This window comes from Blastococcus sp. SYSU DS0616 (assembly GCF_054051015.1).
The window spans coordinates 112,004-129,343 of sequence record NZ_JBJHAJ010000001.1 but is presented as its reverse complement, the minus strand read 5'-3'; the positions used below and the strand labels follow the sequence as shown (position 1 = coordinate 129,343).

Sequence of the window (17,340 nt, the reverse complement as noted above, 5' to 3'; positions counted from 1 at the left end):
GCTTCTGCGACGATTCCCGTCACGCAGGAGCGCTGAGACCCCCGGGAGCCGTGCACGTGATCGTCGACCAGCCCGCAGTCCCGGCCGGGGGCGCGAGTCGATGACTGCCACCGGGCTCGCGGCGCGGGCCGTCGAGCGGATCAGCCTCCCGGTCTACGAGGCCGGGTCGATCGACGTCCCGTTCGTCGCCCTGGGCTGGTCGGCGGCGCTCTCCACCGACACCTGGTGGGAGGAGCACTCGCACCCGACGCACGAGCTGCTCTGGAACAGCCGGGGCGCGTCGTCGGTGACCGTCGACTCCCGGCTGTGGACCATCACCCCCGCGCACGGGCTCTGGCTGCCCGCGGGCATCCGCCACACCGGCTGGGCGCCCGCCGGCACCTGGATGCGCGCGGTGCACTTCTGCGTCGACGACGCGCCCCGGCTGGCCGACCAGCCCGTCGCCGTGGAGATCACCCCGCTGCTGCGGCTGCTGCTCGACCGGCTCGACGCCCCCGACCTCGACGCCGGCTCCCGCGCCACGACCGAGGCGATGGTGCTCGACGTCCTCCGCCCCGCACCGCGGGAGCTGCTGCTGCGCGTGCCGTCGTCCCGGCTGCTCGCCCCGATCGTCGACACGCTGCGCACCGACCCCGCCGACGACACCACCCTCGCCGGCTGGGCCGCCCGCCTGGGCGTCAGCACGCGCACCATCACCCGCGCCTTCCGCAGCGAGACCGGGCTCGGTTTCGGGCAGTGGGTCGCCGCCGCCCGCGCCCAGCACGCGATCACGATGCTGGCCCACGGAGCGGAGATCGAGCAGATCGCCGGCCGCGTCGGCTTCCGGTCGGTCAGCGCGTTCGGCGCCGCGTTCCGCCGCATCACCGGCATGAGCCCGGGACGCTTCCGCGCCCAGTAGCTGTCCGTTTCGCGACAACGGGTGTCCTGATCGAGGGATTGTCTCCGCCGACACGGTCACTCAGACTTCGGTTAGGCAATCCTTAGTTGATCACCGCGCCGCCGTGGCGCGCCCGGAAGGACACCATGACCCGCGCATCCCACCTGGCCGCCGCCTCCGCGGCCGCTCTGCTCACCGTCGGGCTCGCCGCCTGCTCCTCGTCGGAGGCGGGGGAGACCACCGGGTCCGCGGGGGAGTTCACGCCGATCACCATCGAGCACGCCCTCGGCACCACCACGATCCCGGAGATGCCCGAGCGGATCGCCACCGTCCAGTGGGCCAACCACGAGGTGCCGCTGGCCCTCGGCGTCGTGCCGGTCGGCATGGCCGCCGCCAACTTCGGTGACGACGACGGCGACGGCCTGCTGCCCTGGGTCGAGGAGAAGCTCGAGGAGCTCGACGCCGAGACCCCGGTGCTGTTCGACGAGACCGACGGCATCGATTTCGAGGCCGTCGCCGACACGAACCCCGACGTCATCCTCGCCGGTTACTCCGGCCTCACGCAGGAGGACTACGACACCCTCAGCGAGATCGCGCCGGTCGTCGCCTACCCCGACGCGCCGTGGGCGACCCCGTGGCAGGACATGATCGAGGTCAACGCCGCCGGCATGGGCATGGCCGCCGAGGGCGAGGAGCTCGTCGCCGACCTCGAGCAGCAGATCGACGACGCCGTCGCCGAGCACCCCGAGCTCGAGGGCACGGCCACCATGTTCATGACTCACGTGGACACCACCGACCTCAGCGAGGTCAGCTACTACACCCCGGCGGACACCCGCGCCGCGTTCTTCGAGGACCTCGGCCTCGCCACCCCCGGGAGCATCGCCGCGGCCTCCACCGACCCGGACCAGTTCTCCGGCTCGATCAGCGCCGAGCAGATCGACACCCTCGACGACGTCGAGCTGATCGTCACCTACGGCGACCAGTCGCTGGTCGACGCGCTCGAGGCCGACCCGCTGCTGGCGCAGATGCCCGCCGTCCGCAACGGCGCGATCGTGCTGCTGCCGAACACTCCGCTCGGCACGGCCGCCAACCCGACCCCGCTGGCCATCCCGTGGGTGCTCGAGGACTACGTCGGCATGCTCGCCGAGGCCGCCGCCAAGGCCCCGTGACCTCGGTCGACACCCCGCCGGCCCCGGATGCCGCCGCCCTCCCGTGGCGGCGTCCGGGGTCGGTCCGGCTGCTCTGGCTGCTGGTCGTCCTCGCCGTCCTCGTCGCGCTGATGGGCGCCTCGGTGGCGATCGGCTCCCGCGGCGTCGGCTGGGCCGACATCGTCGCCGCCCTCGGCGGCTCCTCGGAGACCATCGCCGAGGCCGCCGTCACCAAGCGGATCCCGCGCACCGTTCTCGCCGTCGTCGTCGGCGCGGCGCTCGGGCTCTCCGGCGCGGTCATGCAGGGCGTCACCCGCAACCCGCTGGCCGACCCCGGCGTCCTCGGCATCAACATGGGCGCCTCGCTCGCCGTCGTCGTCGGGCTCGCCTGGTTCGGCCTGTTCTCCGAGACCGCGATCGTGTGGACGGCGATCGCCGGCGCGGGGGCCGCGGCCTTGTTCGTCTACGCCGTCGGGTCCCTGGGACGCGGCGGGCCCACCCCGCTCAAGCTGGCCCTGGCCGGCGCGGCCACCGCCGCCGCGCTCACCTCGTTCGTCACCGCCATCGCGCTGCCGCGCGGCGACATCGCCGAGAGCGTCCAGTCGTGGGAGATCGGCGGCGTCGGCGGCGCCACCTTCGACCGCATCGGCACCGTGCTGCCCTTCCTCCTCGTGGGCCTGGCGGTCAGCCTGCTGTCGGCCCGCAGCCTCAACTCCCTGGTGCTCGGCGACGACCTCGCCGCCGGCCTCGGCGAGCGGGTCGCGCTCGCCCGGGGTGTCGCGGCGCTGGGCTCGGTGCTGCTCTGCGGCGCCGCCACCGCCGTCGCCGGGCCGATCGCCTTCGTCGGGCTCGTGGTCCCGCACCTGTGCCGCCTGCTGGTCGGCATCGACCACCGGTGGCTGCTGCCGTTCTCCGCCCTCACCGGCGCGGCCCTGCTCACCGCGGCGGACGTCATCGGCCGGGTCGTCGCCCGGCCCGAGGAGCTCGACGTCGGCATCCTCACCGCCCTCGTCGGCGCCCCCTTCTTCATCTGGATCGTGCGCCGGCAGAAGGTGAGCGAGCTGTGACCGCCGTCGTCACCGCCCGGCCGGCCACCGTCGACGCCGTCGCCGCCGGCCGGGTGCGCCGCTCCGCCCGCCGGCGCACCGTCATCGCGGTCCTCGCCGGGCTGGTGGTCGTCACCTTCGCCGCGACGCTGATGGTCGGGCGGACCTTCTACCCGCCCGGGGACGTGCTCCGCGTCGTGCTCGGCCAGGAGGTGCCGGGGGCGTCGTTCACCGTCGGCCGGCTGCGGCTGCCGCGCGCGGTCCTCGCGGTCGTGGCCGGGCTCAGCTTCGGCCTGGCCGGGATCACCTTCCAGACGATGCTGCGCAACCCGCTGGCCAGCCCCGACGTCATCGGCATCACCTCCGGGGCCAGCGCCGCCGCCGCCTTCGGGATCGTGGTCCTCGGGTGGAGCGGCACCGCGGTCTCCGCGCTGGCGATCGTCGCCGCGCTGGGCGTCGCGCTGGCCATCTACGGGCTGGCCTTCAAGGACGGCGTCGTGGGCACCCGGCTGATCCTCATCGGCATCGGCGTCGCCGCCATGTCGCGGAGCATCACCTCCTGGGTCCTCTCGGAGGCCGGGGCGTGGGACTTCGCCGAGGCGCTGCGCTGGCTGACCGGCAGCCTCAACGGCACCACCTGGGCGGCGACCCTGCCGGCGCTGGTCGCCCTCGCCGTGCTCGGCCCGGTGCTGCTGACCCGGTCGCGGGAGCTCTCCGCGCTGCAGCTCGGTGACGACACCGCCTCCGCGCTGGGCGTCCGGGTCGACCGCACCCGCGTCGTGGTGATCGTCGCCGCCGTCGGCCTGCTCGCCTTCGCCACCGCCGCGTGCGGGCCGATCGCCTTCGTGTCCTTCCTCGCCGGCCCGATCGCCGCCCGCATCGTGGGGCCGCACGGCTCGCTGCTGGTCCCCGCGGCGCTGGTGGGGGCGCTGCTCGTGCTCGTCGCCGACCTCGTCGGCCAGTTCGCCCTCGACACCCGCTTCCCGGTCGGCGTCGTCACCGGGGTGCTGGGCGCGCCCTACCTCATCTACCTGATCGTCCGCACCAACCGCACGGGAGGCGGCCTGTGACCCGCGACCGGAGGCTCCTCGCCGAGGGGCTGACCCTCGGCTACACCGACGACCCCGTGATCGACTCGCTGGACCTGGCGATCCCGCCCGGCCAGATCACCGCCATCGTCGGCGCGAACGCGTGCGGGAAGTCCACGCTGCTGCGCTCGATGTCGCGGCTGCTCAGCCCACGCGGCGGGCAGGTGCTGCTCGACGGCAAGGCGGTGCACCGGATGCCGGCCAAGGAGCTGGCCCGCATCCTCGGCCTGCTGCCCCAGTCGCCGATCGCCCCCGAGGGCATCACCGTGGCCGACCTGGTGGGCCGCGGGCGGCACCCGCACCAGCGGCTGCTGTCCCGCTGGAGCCGGGAGGACGACGAGGCAGTCGCCGCGGCGCTGGAGGCCACCCAGACCGTCGAGCTCGCCGACCGGCCGGTGGACGAGCTGTCGGGTGGCCAGCGCCAGCGGGCGTGGATCGCGATGGCGCTCGCGCAGCGCACCGACGTCCTGCTGCTCGACGAGCCGACGACGTTCCTGGACGTGAGCCACCAGGTCGACGTCCTCGACCTGCTCACCGACCTCAACCGCGCCCGCGGCACGACGATCGTCATGGTGCTGCACGACCTCAACCTGGCCGCGCGCTACGCCGACCACCTGGTCGCCCTGGCCGGGGGCCGGGTGCACGCGGCCGGGACCGCGGAGGAGGTGCTCACCCCGGAGACGGTGCAGGCGGTGTTCGGGCTGCCCAGCCTGATCGTCACCGACCCGGTTTCCGGGAAGCCGCTGATGCTGCCCCGCGGCCGGCACCACGACCTCGCGGGCGCCGAGGTGCTGACCGCGCACGGGTAGCCGCCCGAGCCGTGTCCGGGCCCGGGGTCCGCGCACCCGGCCCGGATGCCAGGCTGAGCGGGTGCCTCCCGTCCGCAGCTCCGGCGTCCTCCTGTACCGCCGCACCGGCGAGGCGGTCGAGGTGCTGCTCGGTCACATGGGCGGGCCGTTCTGGGCGTGGAAGGACGACGGCGCCTGGTCGGTCCCCAAGGGGGAGCACGACCCGGCCGAGGACGCCGAGGCCGCCGCGCGCCGCGAGTTCGCCGAGGAGCTGGGCTGCCCGGTGCCGGCCGCGTCGCTGCAGCCGCTCGGCGAGGTGCGCGGCCGCAAGCTGCTCGCGGTCTGGGCCGGCGAGGGCGACCTCGACGCCGGGGCGATCACCAGCAACACCTTCGAGCTGGAGTGGCCGCCGCGGTCGGGCCGGGTGCAGGAGTTCCCGGAGATCGACCGCGCGGCCTGGTTCGACCTCGCCACCGCGCGGGTGAAGATCGTCCGCGGTCAGCTGCCCTTCCTCGACCGGCTGGGCGCGCACCTCGCCGGCTGACCGGCGGTCGGGTCAGCCGGTGCCCTCGGCGGCGATCAGGTCGGTGACCTCCTGCGGAGGTGTCGAGCAGTCGTCGGCCGACGGCTCCTGGTCCGAGGCCAGCCCCTCGATGCCGACGTCCTCGACCGGCTGGAAGCCGAGCCGCTCGAGGTGCGCGGGCACCCGGTTCTGGGCGTTCACCACGTGCGAGCGGGACAGCCAGCCCAGCCCGTCGTCCACCTGGAAGTCCATGCCGCCGCCGGGCGCCCGCTGCACGTGCCCGGGGGAGGGGAGCAGGCCGACCAGCTGCACGGCCTCCGCGGCGGACAGCTCCGCCGGCGGGGAGTCGAAGTAGTACCAGCCGGCCGCGCAGACGCCGTAGATCGTCGGCCCGAACTGGGCGTAGTTGACGTACAGCTCGAGCATCCGGCGGTCGTCGACGAACGCGGCCAGCTCGACGGCCAGGAGGGCCTCGACCCCCTTGCGCCAGGCGCTGAGCTCCTGGTTGAGGAACAGGTTCTTGGCCATCTGCTGCGGGATCGTGGAACCCGAGGGGTCGTCCTCTCCGGAGAGGTGGGCCGTCGCCCGGCTCCACAGCGCGTCCCACTCGAAGGCGCCCGAGCGGTAGGGGAGCTGCGCGTCCTCGTGCGCGATGACCGCGGCGAGGAAGTTCCGGGAGACGTGCTCGACCGGCACCGACTGCTGGATCGCGCCGTCGGGGTTGGCCAGCATGAAGGCCGTCGTGGGCGGGTCCACCCAGCGCAGCGAGAGCACCACCAGCGCCTGGACGACGCCGACCACGGCCAGCACGCGGACGACGCGACGGACCAGCCCCCGGCGACGCCGCGGAGGGCGGTCCCGGCGACCCCGGCGGCCGCGCGGCGGCGGGAGCGGACGCTCGGGCGCGGGCGGGAAGGGGCCCTCCGGCCGGGCCGTCGGGTAGGCACGCCGCGGCTCCTCCCCGGGCCACGGGCGCGGCGGCGGCCCGTACTGCGGCGGTCCGTACGGCGGCTGCCCGTAGGGAGGCTGCCCGTACGGCGGCTGCCCGTAGGGAGGCTGCTCGTAGGGAGGCTGTCCGTACGGACGCTGCTCGTACCGCGGCGGGCCACCGGCCGGCGGCGGAGCGCCGTACCAGTCGTTGCCCACCGGCGGTGGACGGTCGAACCGGGGACGCCGGGCGGGCTCCGGCTGCGGCAGCGGCTCGGTGGGCCGGCGGCGGAGCCAGCGGGTGGTGCGGCGGTCCGGCGGGACGGGGGCCATGAGGCGGTGCTCCTCAGGTCGGCGTCGAACCGTCATCCTAGGGAGGTTTCCTGTGGGCCCCGTCGACGCCCGGCGTCCCGAGCCCCCGGAACGACCGGACGGGCGAGTCGGTGCGAGGCGGGTCACCCCTGGCGGGGCCTCAAGGTCGGGCGCGGAACGGCCGACGTTCTCCAGGTGAGCCGGTCAGGAGCGCCCGAGGTGGCGACGCTGCGCGTCATGGCGCAGACGCTGGCCATCTTCTACGGCTTCGGCGGCGCCGCCGGGTTGCTCATCGCATCCGGGGCCCAGCCGGGTGCCCTCCGCTCGGTCCTGCTCGCGCTCTCGCTCACCGCGCTGGCAGCCGCGGTCGTCGTCGCCCGGTGGGGCGCCCGGTGGCCGCGCAGGGTCTTCGACGTGGCGGTGGGTGCCGCGGACGTCCTCATCGCCACGGCCGTCGTGGCCAGCCCCGACCCGGTCACCGCGCTGGCCGCCGCCACGCTCATCAGCTTCGTCGTCGTCGACGCGCACCTGTTCTTCACCGGGCGCCAGGCGTGGGCGCACCAGGCTCTCGCGGTAGCCGCCGTCACCGCGTCCCTGCATGTCTCCGGTGGCGTGCCGCTCACCACCGCGCTGGGCCTGGACGTCGTGCTCGTCGGCCTCGGCGTCGTCATCCGGCGGCTGGTCATCCGCGCCTCGGGCGCCAGCCGCGACCCCCTGACCGGTCTGCGCAACCGGCGCGGCTTCGACGAGGCGCTCGACGAGCTGCTGTCGGAGGCCGGCCGCACCCGCGAGCCGCTGTCGGCGGCGCTGCTCGACGTCGACCACTTCAAGTCGGTCAACGACACCTACGGCCACGAGGCCGGTGACCGCGTGCTGTGCCGGGTCGCCGACGTCTGGCGGGCGCAGCTGCCGGCCGGGGCGGTGCTCGCCCGGCACGGGGGCGACGAGTTCTCGCTGCTGCTGCCCGGCGTCCGCGCCACGACGGCGCTCGCCCTCGTGCGGCGCATCTGCGCGCTGCACCCGGACATCTCGCTCTCCTGCGGGGTGGCCGGCTACTCGTTCGGCGAGAGCGCGTCCCAGCTCATGCGCAGTGCCGACCGCGCTCTCTACGACGCGAAGGTCCTCGGCCGCGGCCGGGCCGAGCTCTTCGAGGGCACCGGTCCGGCGGTCGACGGCGCGATCCGACGGGGCACGCCGCGGGCCTGGTGAGCCCCGGCACGGCGTCCTGGCTCACCTGCGGTGGTCCTGGCTCACTGTCGACGCTGAGCCAGGACCCCTGACGATCAGGTCACCTGATCATCATCGGGCTCACGGCAGGCCGGCGTGCGGGACGGCGACCTCCGTCGACACCAGCACCGCCTCGCGCACCGGTGCCCGCGTGTGCTCGTAGAAGTCCGGTGCGCAGCACAGCAGCAGCGTGCGGCCGTCGTCCCCACCCAGCGCGCAGGCGTAGACGCCCATGCCGTCCGGTGCGGCGATCTCCTCGACGATCGCGCCGCCGGCCGCCACCCGGACCACCCGGGAGTTCAGCCCGTCGGCGACCCAGACGTGCCCCTCGGCGTCGAGCGTGCACCCGTCGGGGGCGACCACCACCTGCCCGATGAGCTCCTCGACCGAGTCGCCCACCGGCATCGGGCCGAGCTCCGCCCACACCCGGCGGCCGCCCAGCGAGCCGTCGGCGGCGATGTCGAACGCCGTGAAGCGGTTGCCCCACGTCTCGCCGACGATCAGCGTGCCGCCGTCCGGGGTGATCACCGAGCCGTTCGGGAAGCGCAGGTCCTCGGCCACCACGGTCACCGTGCCGTCGGGGTCGACCCGCTTCACCGACGCCGGGGCGGGCGCGCCACCGCCCATGAGGTCGAAGCCGAAGTCGCCGACGAACGCCCGGCCGGCGGCGTCGACCACCATGTCGTTGAGGTGCCCGCCGCAGACCGCGGAGAGGTCGGCGTGCGTGGACACCTCGCCGTCGGCGACCCGGAGCAGCCGGTGGTCCTTCATCGACACCACGAGCAACGAGCCGTCGGGCAGCCAGCCCAGGCCCGAGGGCTGGTTCTCCACCTCGAGGACGACGTTCTCCCCGCCGCCGGGCGAGACCCGGCTGACGGTGCGCCGGTAGAAGTCCGAGACCCACCACTGCCCGTCGCGCCACCGCGGCCCCTCGAAGTAGGAACCGCCCTCCAGCACCGTCCGGAACTCTCGCGTCGCCATGGCACCGGACGCTACGACGCCGCGGCGCGGCGCACGAGCCGGTCCCGCGCTGTTTCACCGCTCCCCACCTGGGCAGATGCGAAGAATGCGTCGACGGAGAGTGCGCCGGTGATTGTGCGGGGGGTGTTCGAGCGGACCCTGCGGGCGGTCGAGCGCTGGGAGGTCCTCGACGCCCCCAGCTACCCGGTCGAGCACGGCATCTCGCTGACCTTCCTGCTCGCCGGGCGCTATGCCCGGCCGCTGCAGGACCTGCTGCACGGTGTCTGGCTCGGCCACCCGCTGCACCCCGCCCTGGTCACCGTGCCGATCGGGTCGTGGACGGCGGCCCTGGCCCTCGACGCCCTGGACGCCACGGGCCGCGGCGGGCCGGGCTCCGGGGCGGCGGCCCGCACCGCGGTGCGGGTCGGCGTCGCCGGCGCGGTGGCCGCGGCGGTCACCGGGCTGACCGACTGGCAGCACGCCCACGACCAGGCCCGCCGCGTCGGGCTGGTGCACGCCGGGCTGAACAGTGCCGCGCTCGCGCTCTACACCTGGTCGCTGGCCGATCGGGCCCGCGGCCGGGCCGCCCGCGCGCGCGTCACCGCCGCCGCGGGCTACGCGGTCACCGTCGCCAGCGGCTGGCTCGGTGGCGCGCTCTCCTACCGGCACGGGATGGGTACCGACCACGCCGTCCGCAGCTACGAACCGCGGCGCTTCACCGACGCCGCCGCCCTGGCCGACCTGCCCGAGGGCGAGCCGGTGCCGGTGGACGTCGACGGCATGCCCGTCGTCCTCGTCGCCACCGGGGGTGCCGTGCAGGCCGTCGGTGGCCGCTGCCCCCACCAGGGCGGGCCGCTCGGGGAGGGCTGGCTGCACCGCGGCGACCTGGTCTGCCCCTGGCACGGGTCGCGGTTCGACCTGGCCACCGGTGAGCCGGCCCAGGGCCCCTCCACCGCACCGCTGCCCTGCTTCGACACGCGGGTCCGCGAGGGCCGGGTCGAGGTGCGCCGTCGGGCCGAATGGCGCACGCCCACCGCGATCACCACCGTCCAGGAGGCATCCCGATGAAGGCCGACGAGGTCCTGACCGCCCACCACGACGTGCTGCGCGGGCTGCTGCGCGACCTGGCGGAGACGACCGGCGAGGAGACCGAGCGGCGGGAGGAGCTGCGCGGCCGGCTGCTGCGGGAGCTGGAGATCCACACCCAGATCGAGGACGAGCTGTTCTACCCGGCCGTCGTCGACGTCTCGCCGCTGCTCTCCCTCGCGCACGCCGAGCACCGGCAGATCGACGACCAGCTGGCCACCGTGATGCGCACGGCACCCGACGACCCGGAGTTCACCACCGAGGTGCGCATGCTGGAGAAGACGCTGCGCCACCACACGATGGAGGAGGAGCAGCGGATGTTCCCCCAGGCGCACGCCCTGGGCGAGGAGCGGCTCGAGCAGCTCGGTGAGCAATTGCGCGCACGGCAGCGGGAGCTGGTGGAGTCCGGCGGCATGCGGCTGATCGTGCGGCTCAAGCGGGCGACGCTGCGCCTGGTGTGAACGCCCCGGGGGGGGGGGGGGGGGGGGGGGGGGGGGGGGGGGGGGGGGGGGGGGGGGGGGGGGGGGGGGGGGGGGGGGGGGGGGGCGTCCCGCGCCCCGCGGCCCCCGGCCGCATCGGCCGGGGCACCGGGGAGAGCGCCGGATCAGACGACGCGACGCGCGGTGTTGTAGCCCCACATCGAGTCCACCGGCACGACCGCCACCGGGTTGCCGTAGGTGGAGGAGTGCACCATCAGCCCGTCGCCGATGTACATGCCGACGTGACCGACCGGGTCGTAGAAGAAGATCAGGTCGCCGGGCTGCAGGTGGGCCCGGTCCACGTAGACCCCCGCCGTCGACTGCGCCCGCGAGGTCCGGGGGATCTCCACGCCCGCGGCCTGGTAGGCCGACCAGGTCAGGCCGGAGCAATCGTAGCCGCCGGGGCCGGTGCCGCCCCAGACGTAGGGCTTGCCCTGCTGCGCCAGGGCCGTGTCGACGGCGACCTGCGCGGCGTGGGTGGGCGCCACGACGGGCGTGGTGACGACGGTCGTCGTACCGCCGCCACCCCCGTCACCGGTGGAGGCGGTGGCGGCGAACGGGGTGAGAGCGATGCCCGCTCCGGTGAAGAGTGCGAGCGCCGCGCCGCGGACGGAGCGGCGGGTGGTGGACGTGCGCGTGGTCGTCATGGACGACGGTTCTCCTGTTCTCCATCGACCGCCTACCGGGTTAGCTGACGGGTTCGGGCGGGGAACTCGCCCGGCGTGACCGGCTCGCGGCCACGCTTCACCCCAGTGCTGCGGTGGGTCCCCGGTCCGGGCGGCGGTCGGATCCGACGCCCGGTTCGGCGGTGTCGGACGGGTGTCACCGGGAGCGGTGACGACGGGATCCCGTCCGGACCGCGACGACGCTAGGTCGGGATCCGTCCACCTACCCACCGGCCGACACGCGGGGGACCGGCCCGCGAGCGGCGTGTCGACCACGGGGGCGGGCCCGGGCGACTCGCGCGCCGACCACCGTGGACGCGCGGACGACGGCGCGAGGCGCGGCCTCGCCGGTCACCGATCGTCAGCGCACGCTTACTTCCTCCGTCGCGGCGGGTCCGCACGCTGTGCGCTCCGCCGTGTCCGCCGCGTACAGGGCTGATCCGGAGCCTCCCGGGACGCCGTCGATGGAGTGACTACACCTAGCAACGACGCACAGGGAGCGGGAGAACCGGACGTCGACGGTTCACTTCCCGGTGGCAGACGCCTGGCAGTTTCCCGGACGTTCCACGGGGGATCTCGAGGCAAGGGGAGCAGGATGAAGGCAGGGAGGGCGGCCGTGGGAGCGGCCGCGGCGCTGGCGCTGGTGGCGGTGTCACCGGCGACGGCACTGGCGGACGGCGGCGAGGACGACATCGTCACCGTGGCGGCGGGGCTGGACGGACCGCGTCAGCTCAGCGAGTTCAAGGGCCACCAGCTCGTGGTGGCCGAGGCCGACTCCGGCGAGGTGTCCTCGGTGGACCTGCGCGACGGGCGGGTCCGGACGCTGCTCAGCGGCCTGGGCAACGCGCAGGGTGTCGACTACAAGTACGGCGGCCTCTTCGTCGCGGTGGGCGAAGCCCCGCCGGCGGAGGAGGGGGCTCCCCCCGTGCCGCCCGGCACACCCAGCCAGGTGGTCGTCGAGGCCAAGCCGAACGGCCAGATCCTGCGCACGTGGGACCTCCTCCAGTACGAGCTGGACCACAACCCCGACGGCCAGCAGCAGTTCATGGAGGTCGACGGCGAGCAGGTGCCGATCGAGACGCTGTCCAACCCGTTCGCGGTGCTCGCCCAGCCCAACCGGCTGCTGGTCAGCGACGCCGGCGCCAACGCCGTCCTCTCCATCGACCTGCGCAGCGGGAAGATCAGCACGTTCTTCGTGCCGCCGACGGTCACCGACACCCCCGAGTGCGCGGAGGCCGAGAACAACCCCGGCACCGTGGGGTGCGACTCGGTCCCGACCGAGATCGCCGAGGGCCCGAACGGCCTCATCTACGTCGGCACGCTGGGCGCCGAGGCGCCCGGTGCGGCGCGGGTCTACGTGCTGGACCGGCACGGCGAGGTCGTCGACGTGATCGGTGGGCTGACGGGGGTCACCGGCGTCGCCGTCGACCCGCACGGCACCGTCTACGCGTCCAACGTCCTCGAGGGCTTCCCCGAGGGCCCGCCGGCGGAGGACTTCGACCCCTCCACGATCGGTGAGGTCACCCGCATCTCGCCCTCCGGCGAGCGGGCCACCGCGCAGGTGACCATGCCGACCGGGCTGGAGTGGACGCACGGGCACCTGTACGCCTCGGCGTGGAGCGTGGCCGGCTTCCTGGGCATGCCCGGCGCCGGTGAGGTGCAGCGCATCGGCTCGGGTGCGTTCACGGGCCTGCAGCCCTGATCGATCCTGCGAGGACGGCGGTGCCGCGACCGGGCCTTCCGGCCGCGGCACCGTCGTCTGCGGGGTGACCACCGCCACAGGCCGGTCGGCGGGGCGTGCGAGCATCGCCGGGTGGCCCGCCTGCTGATCGCCAACCGTGGCGAGATCGCCGTCCGCATCGCCCGCGCCGCCGCCGCCGAGGGGCTGACGTCGGTCGCCGTCGCCGCCGCCGACGAGCCGCACGCCCCGCACCTCGCCGCCGCGGACGAGGTCCACCTCCTCCCCGGCAGCGGTCCGGCGGCCTACCTCGACGCCGCCGCGGTCGTGCAGGCCGCCGTGGACACCGGCTGCGCGCTGATCCACCCCGGTTACGGCTTCCTCTCCGAGAGCCCGGCGCTGCCCCGGGCGTGCGGCGTCAGCGGCGAGGCGCCGGCGGTGGTGGGCCCCGGCGCCTCCGTCCTGGAGACGCTCGGTGACAAGGTGCTCGCCCGCGCGGCCGCCGAGGCCGCCGGCGTGCCGGTTCCGCACGGCACCGGCGACGCCGCCACCTCGCAGGAGGTCGCCGACCTGCTCGACGCGACCGGCGCGGTGATGCTCAAGGCGCGATTCGGCGGGGGCGGGCGGGCCACCCGCGTCCTGCGCCGGGGCGACGACGTCGCGGCCGCGGTCGCCGCGCTGGCCGGCGAGGCCCGCGTCGCGTTCGGCACCGAGGCGCTGCTGGCCGAGGAGCTGGTCGAGGACGCCCGGCACGTCGAGGTGCAGCTGCTCGGTGACGCCGGCGCGGACGTGGTCGTCCTCGGTGACCGCGACTGCTCGCTGCAGCGCAACCGGCAGAAGGTCGTCGAGATCGCCCCCGCCCCGGACCTGCCGGATGCCGTCCGCGGCCGGCTGCACGACGCGGCGGCGGCGCTCGCCCGGCACGTCGGGCTGCGCGGGCTGGCCACCGTCGAGTTCCTCGTGCCCGCCGGGGCGCCCGAGCGGTTCGCCTTCCTGGAGTGCAACCCGCGGCTGCAGGTGGAGCACACGGTCACCGAGGAGACGCTGGGCCTGGACCTGGTGCGCATGCAGCTGCGGGTTGCCGCCGGCGCGACCCTCGCCGACCTGGGGCTGGCCGACGGTGCGCCCCGTCCGGTCGGCACCGCCGTCCAGGCCCGCGTCCTCGCCGAGACCCTCACCGCCGACGGCGCCGTCGTTCCCTCCGCCGGCACGATCACCGCCCTCGCGCTTCCCGGCGGCCCGGGCGTGCGGGTGGACACCGCCGCCCGCCCCGGCGCCGAGCAGAGCCCGCGCTACGACCCGCTGCTGGCCAAGGTGGTGGTGCACGAGCGGCAGGGCGCGCTCGCCGACGCGCTGCGCCACCTGCACCGGGCGCTCGGCGAGGTGCAGGTCGCCGGCGTCCCGACCAACACCGAATTCCTCCGCGCCCTGCTCGCGCGCCCGGACGCCGCACGCGCCACCACCACCTTCGTCGACGACCACCTCGCCGAGCTGGCCGGCAGCGCCGCGCCCGCGCCCGAGGCGGGGGAGGGGCTGCGCGCGCCGGTCCCCGGCACCGTCGTCGCGGTCGCGGCGGCCGAGGGCAGCACGGTCGAGCCCGGGGGAGCGGTCGTCGTCCTCGAGGCGATGAAGATGGAGCACGTCGTCGCGCTGCCGGCCGGCGGCACCGTGCGCCGGATCGCGGTGCGGGTCGGCGACACCGTGCGGCAGGGGCAGCTGCTCGCCGACGTGCAGCACGCCGACGGTGACGCCGCGGCCGACGCGGCGGCGATCGACCTCGACGCCGACCGCCCCGACCTCGCCGAGGTGCGCCGCCGCCACGAGCTGGGGCTCGACGAGCACCGCCCCGAGGTCGTCGCCAAGCGGCACGCGCTGGGCCGGCGCACGGCGCGGGAGAACCTGGCCGACCTCGTCGACGAGGGCAGCTTCCTGGAGTACGGGCCGCTGGTCTTCGCCGCGCAGGAGCGCCGCCGCAGCCGCGAGGAGCTGCAGCGGAAGACGCCCGCCGACGGCGTCGTCGGCGGCCTCGCCGACATCGCCGGCCACCCGGCGGTCGTCGTCTCCTACGACTACACGGTGCTCGCCGGCACCCAGGGCATGCGCGGGCACCTGAAGAAGGACCGGTTGTTCGAGCTGGCGGAGAAGCGGCGGCTGCCGGTCGTCCTCTTCGCCGAGGGTGGCGGTGGGCGGCCCGGCGACGTCGACCACCCGGTCGTCTCCGCGCTCGACACGGCGGCCTTCGCCCTGTTCGGCCGGCTGTCGGGGCTGGTGCCCACCGTCGGCATCGCCAGCGGCCGCTGCTTCGCCGGCAACGCCGCGCTGCTCGGCACCTGCGACGTCGTCATCGCCACCGAGGACGCGAACATCGGCATGGGCGGACCGGCGATGATCGAGGGCGGCGGGCTCGGCGTGGTCGCACCGGAGGAGATCGGGCCGATCGACGTCCAGCACGCCAACGGGGTCGTCGACATCCGGGTGTCCGACGACGCCGCCGCCGTCGCCGCGGCCCGGCAGTACCTGTCGTACTTCCAGGGGCCGGTGGCCGGGTGGACCGCCCCCGACCAGCGGCTGCTGCGCCACCTCGTGCCCGAGAACCGCAAGCGGGTCTACGACATGCGCGCGGTGCTGGGGGCGCTGGCCGACGAGGGGTCGGTGCTCGAGCTCCGCGACGGCTGGGGCGCTGGCATGATCACCGCTCTGGCGCGGGTCGAGGGTGCGCCGCTCGGCGTCCTCGCCAACGTGCCCACGCATCTCGGCGGGGCCATCGACGCCGACGCCGCCGACAAGGCCGCCCGCTTCCTCCAGCTCTGCGACGCGCACGGCCTGCCGGTGCTCTCGCTCTGCGACACCCCGGGCTTCATGGTCGGGCCGGAGTCGGAGAAGACGGCGACGGTGCGCCACTTCTCCCGGCTGTTCGTCACCGGCACCACCCTGTCGGTGCCGGTCGGCACCGTCGTCGTCCGCAAGGCCTACGGGCTGGGCGCGCAGGCGATGGCCGGGGGCAGCACCAAGGTGCCGCGGTTCACCGTCGGCTGGCCGACCAGCGAGTTCGGGCCGATGGGCCTGGAGGGCGCGGTGCGCCTCGGCATGCGCCGGGAGCTCGCCGCGATCGAGGACGACGCCGAGCGGGCGGCGGCGTTCGACGCCGCCGTCGCCGCCGCCTACGAGAAGGGCCGCGGCCTCAACGTCGCCGCGCACTGGGAGATCGACGACGTCATCGACCCCGTCGACACCCGCCGCTGGATCGCCACGCTGACCCGCGAGGCGGCGGCCACCCCCCGGCCGCCGGGCAAGGTGCGCCCGCACGTCGACACCTGGTGACCGACCGGGTGAGACTTGCCGCCCGGTGGTTGGCGGGGGCCGCCGCGGGGCAGGGATGGTCCTGATCAGCCGGCCGGCCGGCGAGCCGGTGCGACGACGAGGAGGCAGACATGGGAATGATGCGGAAGCTCATCGCGTCCGGGGTGGCGGCGAAGGTGTTCCAGGAGGCCAAGAAGCCGCAGAACCAGGCGAAGATCAAGAAGTTCATCGCGGACTTCCAGAACAAGAGCGGTGGCGGCGGCGGCGGCAAGGGTCGCGGCGCCACCCGCTGACCCCCGCACCGTGCGGAACCACGGAGCGACCCCCGGTCCCGAGGCAGCCGCCTCGCGGCCGGGGGTCGCTCCCGTTCCCGGGTCCGCCTCCCGGGCCCCGGTGAAGACCCGCGAGGAGCGCTGGCAGGAGCGGCTCGCCGTGCCGGTCCTGGTGGCCGCGCTGGCCTCGATCCCGGCCATGTTCCTCACCGTCGCCGAGGGCACGCTGGGCACCGCCGGGCACGCGATCGACGCCGTCAGCGGGCTGGTGCTGGTCGCCGAGACGGTGATCCTGCTCGTCGTCGCCGAGAACAAGCGTGCCTGGCTGCGCGGGCACGTGGGGCTGGTCGCCCTCACCGTCGCGGTGGTCGTCGCCGTCGTCTTCGCGCTCGGCCCGGTCCAGATCCTGCGGCTGGTGCGCACGGTCGGCGCCCTGCGCATCCTGCGCGCCGGACGCATCGTCAAGGCCGCCCGCAGCGTGAGCGATCGCATGGGGTTCACCGGCCGGCTCGCCCACGTCGCCGCCGCCGGGACCGGGGTGCTGGTCGCCGTCTTCGTCGGGGTGGTCCTCGCCGACCCCACGTCCCGCTCCCGCGACCTGCTCACCGCCGTGCTCGGCGAGATCAGCACCCCGGTGATCGTGGCGCTGTCCGCCGCCGCCGGGATCATCCTCGGCGTGGCCACCTACCTGCTCGCCCGCGACCCGGGCGCCGGGCCCGACGCGGAGGCCGACCCGCCCGGGGCCGCGTGATCCGATCGCCTTCCGGGGGTTCCCGTGCCGGCGCAGTGGGCATCCACCGGGGCATGGGAATCATGAGCAAGATCGCCAAGGGTGGCATGGCCAAGAAGGTCATGGACGAGGCCAGGAAGCCGCAGAACCAGCAGAAGATCAAGGACGCCGTCTCGAACTTCAGGAACAAGGGCAAGGGCACCGGCTCCGGCGGCACGACCGCGCGCTGACCGG

General features: G+C 75.1%; 17 protein-coding genes and 1 riboswitch. Of the genes, 14 read left to right on the top strand and 3 right to left on the bottom strand.

What is annotated here, in order from left to right; all coding sequences use genetic code 11:
• The first annotated feature begins 100 nt into the window (after positions 1-100).
• The 6 genes from ACI79K_RS00735 to ACI79K_RS00710 all read left to right on the top strand — a co-directional run bounded on the left by ACI79K_RS00735 (position 101) and on the right by ACI79K_RS00710 (position 5,491).
• Positions 101-898, top strand: a complete 798-nt coding sequence (locus ACI79K_RS00735) for a helix-turn-helix domain-containing protein (RefSeq protein WP_456598641.1) — start codon at positions 101-103, stop codon at positions 896-898.
• Positions 899-1,023: 125 nt separating this feature from the next.
• Positions 1,024-2,046, top strand: coding sequence for an iron-siderophore ABC transporter substrate-binding protein (locus ACI79K_RS00730; RefSeq protein ID WP_456598640.1), 1,023 nt, complete (start codon positions 1,024-1,026; stop codon positions 2,044-2,046).
• Positions 2,043-3,092 (top strand): FecCD family ABC transporter permease, encoded by a 1,050-nt coding sequence (locus ACI79K_RS00725; RefSeq protein ID WP_456598639.1) that lies wholly within the window; start codon positions 2,043-2,045, stop codon positions 3,090-3,092. Before ACI79K_RS00730 ends, ACI79K_RS00725 begins: the two co-directional genes overlap by 4 nt.
• On the top strand, positions 3,089-4,141 hold the full coding sequence (locus ACI79K_RS00720) for a FecCD family ABC transporter permease (RefSeq protein WP_456598638.1): 1,053 nt from the start codon (positions 3,089-3,091) through the stop codon (positions 4,139-4,141). The genes ACI79K_RS00725 and ACI79K_RS00720 overlap by 4 nt, the downstream gene beginning before the upstream one ends.
• Positions 4,138-4,968, top strand: coding sequence for an ABC transporter ATP-binding protein (locus tag ACI79K_RS00715; protein ID WP_456598637.1), 831 nt, complete (start codon positions 4,138-4,140; stop codon positions 4,966-4,968). Before ACI79K_RS00720 ends, ACI79K_RS00715 begins: the two co-directional genes overlap by 4 nt.
• A 61-nt stretch (positions 4,969-5,029) precedes the next feature.
• Positions 5,030-5,491 (top strand): NUDIX domain-containing protein, encoded by a 462-nt coding sequence (locus tag ACI79K_RS00710; protein WP_456598636.1) that lies wholly within the window; start codon positions 5,030-5,032, stop codon positions 5,489-5,491.
• Positions 5,492-5,503: 12 nt separating this feature from the next.
• Here the strand turns inward: ACI79K_RS00710 and ACI79K_RS00705 are convergent, their stop codons facing one another.
• Positions 5,504-6,730, bottom strand: a complete 1,227-nt coding sequence (locus ACI79K_RS00705; RefSeq protein WP_456598635.1) for a transglycosylase domain-containing protein — start codon at positions 6,728-6,730, stop codon at positions 5,504-5,506.
• Positions 6,731-6,904: 174 nt separating this feature from the next.
• Here ACI79K_RS00705 and ACI79K_RS00700 point away from each other — a divergent pair, with 174 nt between their 5' ends.
• Complete coding sequence (locus ACI79K_RS00700) at positions 6,905-7,918, top strand: diguanylate cyclase domain-containing protein (RefSeq protein ID WP_456598634.1); 1,014 nt, start codon at positions 6,905-6,907, stop codon at positions 7,916-7,918.
• 99 nt (positions 7,919-8,017) lie between these two features.
• Here ACI79K_RS00700 and ACI79K_RS00695 read toward each other — a convergent pair whose 3' ends face one another.
• Entirely contained in the window at positions 8,018-8,917 is a 900-nt protein-coding gene (locus ACI79K_RS00695) for an SMP-30/gluconolactonase/LRE family protein (protein WP_456598633.1), read from the bottom strand.
• Between the two features lie 123 nt (positions 8,918-9,040).
• On the opposite strand from ACI79K_RS00695, the gene ACI79K_RS00690 reads away from it, so the two are divergent.
• Together ACI79K_RS00690 and ACI79K_RS00685 are read left to right on the top strand one after the other, a co-directional pair.
• On the top strand, positions 9,041-9,964 hold the full coding sequence (locus tag ACI79K_RS00690; RefSeq protein ID WP_456598632.1) for a Rieske 2Fe-2S domain-containing protein: 924 nt from the start codon (positions 9,041-9,043) through the stop codon (positions 9,962-9,964).
• Positions 9,961-10,443 carry a hemerythrin domain-containing protein gene (locus ACI79K_RS00685; protein ID WP_456588539.1) on the top strand — a complete coding sequence of 161 codons (483 nt, stop codon included), beginning with the start codon at positions 9,961-9,963 and terminating at the stop codon, positions 10,441-10,443. The genes ACI79K_RS00690 and ACI79K_RS00685 overlap by 4 nt, the downstream gene beginning before the upstream one ends.
• A 143-nt stretch (positions 10,444-10,586) precedes the next feature.
• On the opposite strand, the gene ACI79K_RS00680 is transcribed toward ACI79K_RS00685, so the two are convergent.
• The gene (locus ACI79K_RS00680) at positions 10,587-11,108 is read right to left on the bottom strand and encodes a C40 family peptidase (RefSeq protein WP_456588540.1); all 522 of its coding nucleotides are present in this window, start codon (positions 11,106-11,108) and stop codon (positions 10,587-10,589) included.
• 14 nt (positions 11,109-11,122) lie between these two features.
• A riboswitch (cyclic di-AMP (ydaO/yuaA leader) is annotated at positions 11,123-11,279 on the bottom strand.
• Between the two features lie 463 nt (positions 11,280-11,742).
• Here ACI79K_RS00680 and ACI79K_RS00675 point away from each other — a divergent pair.
• From ACI79K_RS00675 to ACI79K_RS00655, 5 genes are all read left to right on the top strand, one after another.
• The gene (locus ACI79K_RS00675; protein WP_456598631.1) at positions 11,743-12,828 is read left to right on the top strand and encodes a ScyD/ScyE family protein; all 1,086 of its coding nucleotides are present in this window, start codon (positions 11,743-11,745) and stop codon (positions 12,826-12,828) included.
• 111 nt (positions 12,829-12,939) lie between these two features.
• On the top strand, positions 12,940-16,125 hold the full coding sequence (locus ACI79K_RS00670) for a carboxyl transferase domain-containing protein (RefSeq protein WP_456598630.1): 3,186 nt from the start codon (positions 12,940-12,942) through the stop codon (positions 16,123-16,125).
• Between the two features lie 110 nt (positions 16,126-16,235).
• Entirely contained in the window at positions 16,236-16,397 is a 162-nt protein-coding gene (locus ACI79K_RS00665) for a hypothetical protein (protein WP_456588543.1), read from the top strand.
• Positions 16,398-16,497: 100 nt separating this feature from the next.
• Positions 16,498-17,127, top strand: a complete 630-nt coding sequence (locus tag ACI79K_RS00660; RefSeq protein WP_456588544.1) for a hypothetical protein — start codon at positions 16,498-16,500, stop codon at positions 17,125-17,127.
• A 53-nt stretch (positions 17,128-17,180) separates the two neighbouring features.
• Positions 17,181-17,336 carry a hypothetical protein gene (locus ACI79K_RS00655; RefSeq protein WP_456588545.1) on the top strand — a complete coding sequence of 52 codons (156 nt, stop codon included), beginning with the start codon at positions 17,181-17,183 and terminating at the stop codon, positions 17,334-17,336.
• The last annotated feature ends 4 nt before the right edge of the window (positions 17,337-17,340 follow it).

Coding starts and splice junctions, on each gene's coding strand:
- ACI79K_RS00730 (WP_456598640.1), top strand. CDS start 1,024: ATGACCCGCGCATCCCACCTGGCCGCCGCCTCCGCGGCCGCTCTGCTC.
- ACI79K_RS00735 (WP_456598641.1), top strand. CDS start 101: ATGACTGCCACCGGGCTCGCGGCGCGGGCCGTCGAGCGGATCAGCCTC.
- ACI79K_RS00665 (WP_456588543.1), top strand. CDS start 16,236: ATGGGAATGATGCGGAAGCTCATCGCGTCCGGGGTGGCGGCGAAGGTG.
- ACI79K_RS00705 (WP_456598635.1), bottom strand. CDS start 6,730: ATGGCCCCCGTCCCGCCGGACCGCCGCACCACCCGCTGGCTCCGCCGC.
- ACI79K_RS00695 (WP_456598633.1), bottom strand. CDS start 8,917: ATGGCGACGCGAGAGTTCCGGACGGTGCTGGAGGGCGGTTCCTACTTC.
- ACI79K_RS00655 (WP_456588545.1), top strand. CDS start 17,181: ATGGGAATCATGAGCAAGATCGCCAAGGGTGGCATGGCCAAGAAGGTC.
- ACI79K_RS00685 (WP_456588539.1), top strand. CDS start 9,961: ATGAAGGCCGACGAGGTCCTGACCGCCCACCACGACGTGCTGCGCGGG.
- ACI79K_RS00680 (WP_456588540.1), bottom strand. CDS start 11,108: ATGACGACCACGCGCACGTCCACCACCCGCCGCTCCGTCCGCGGCGCG.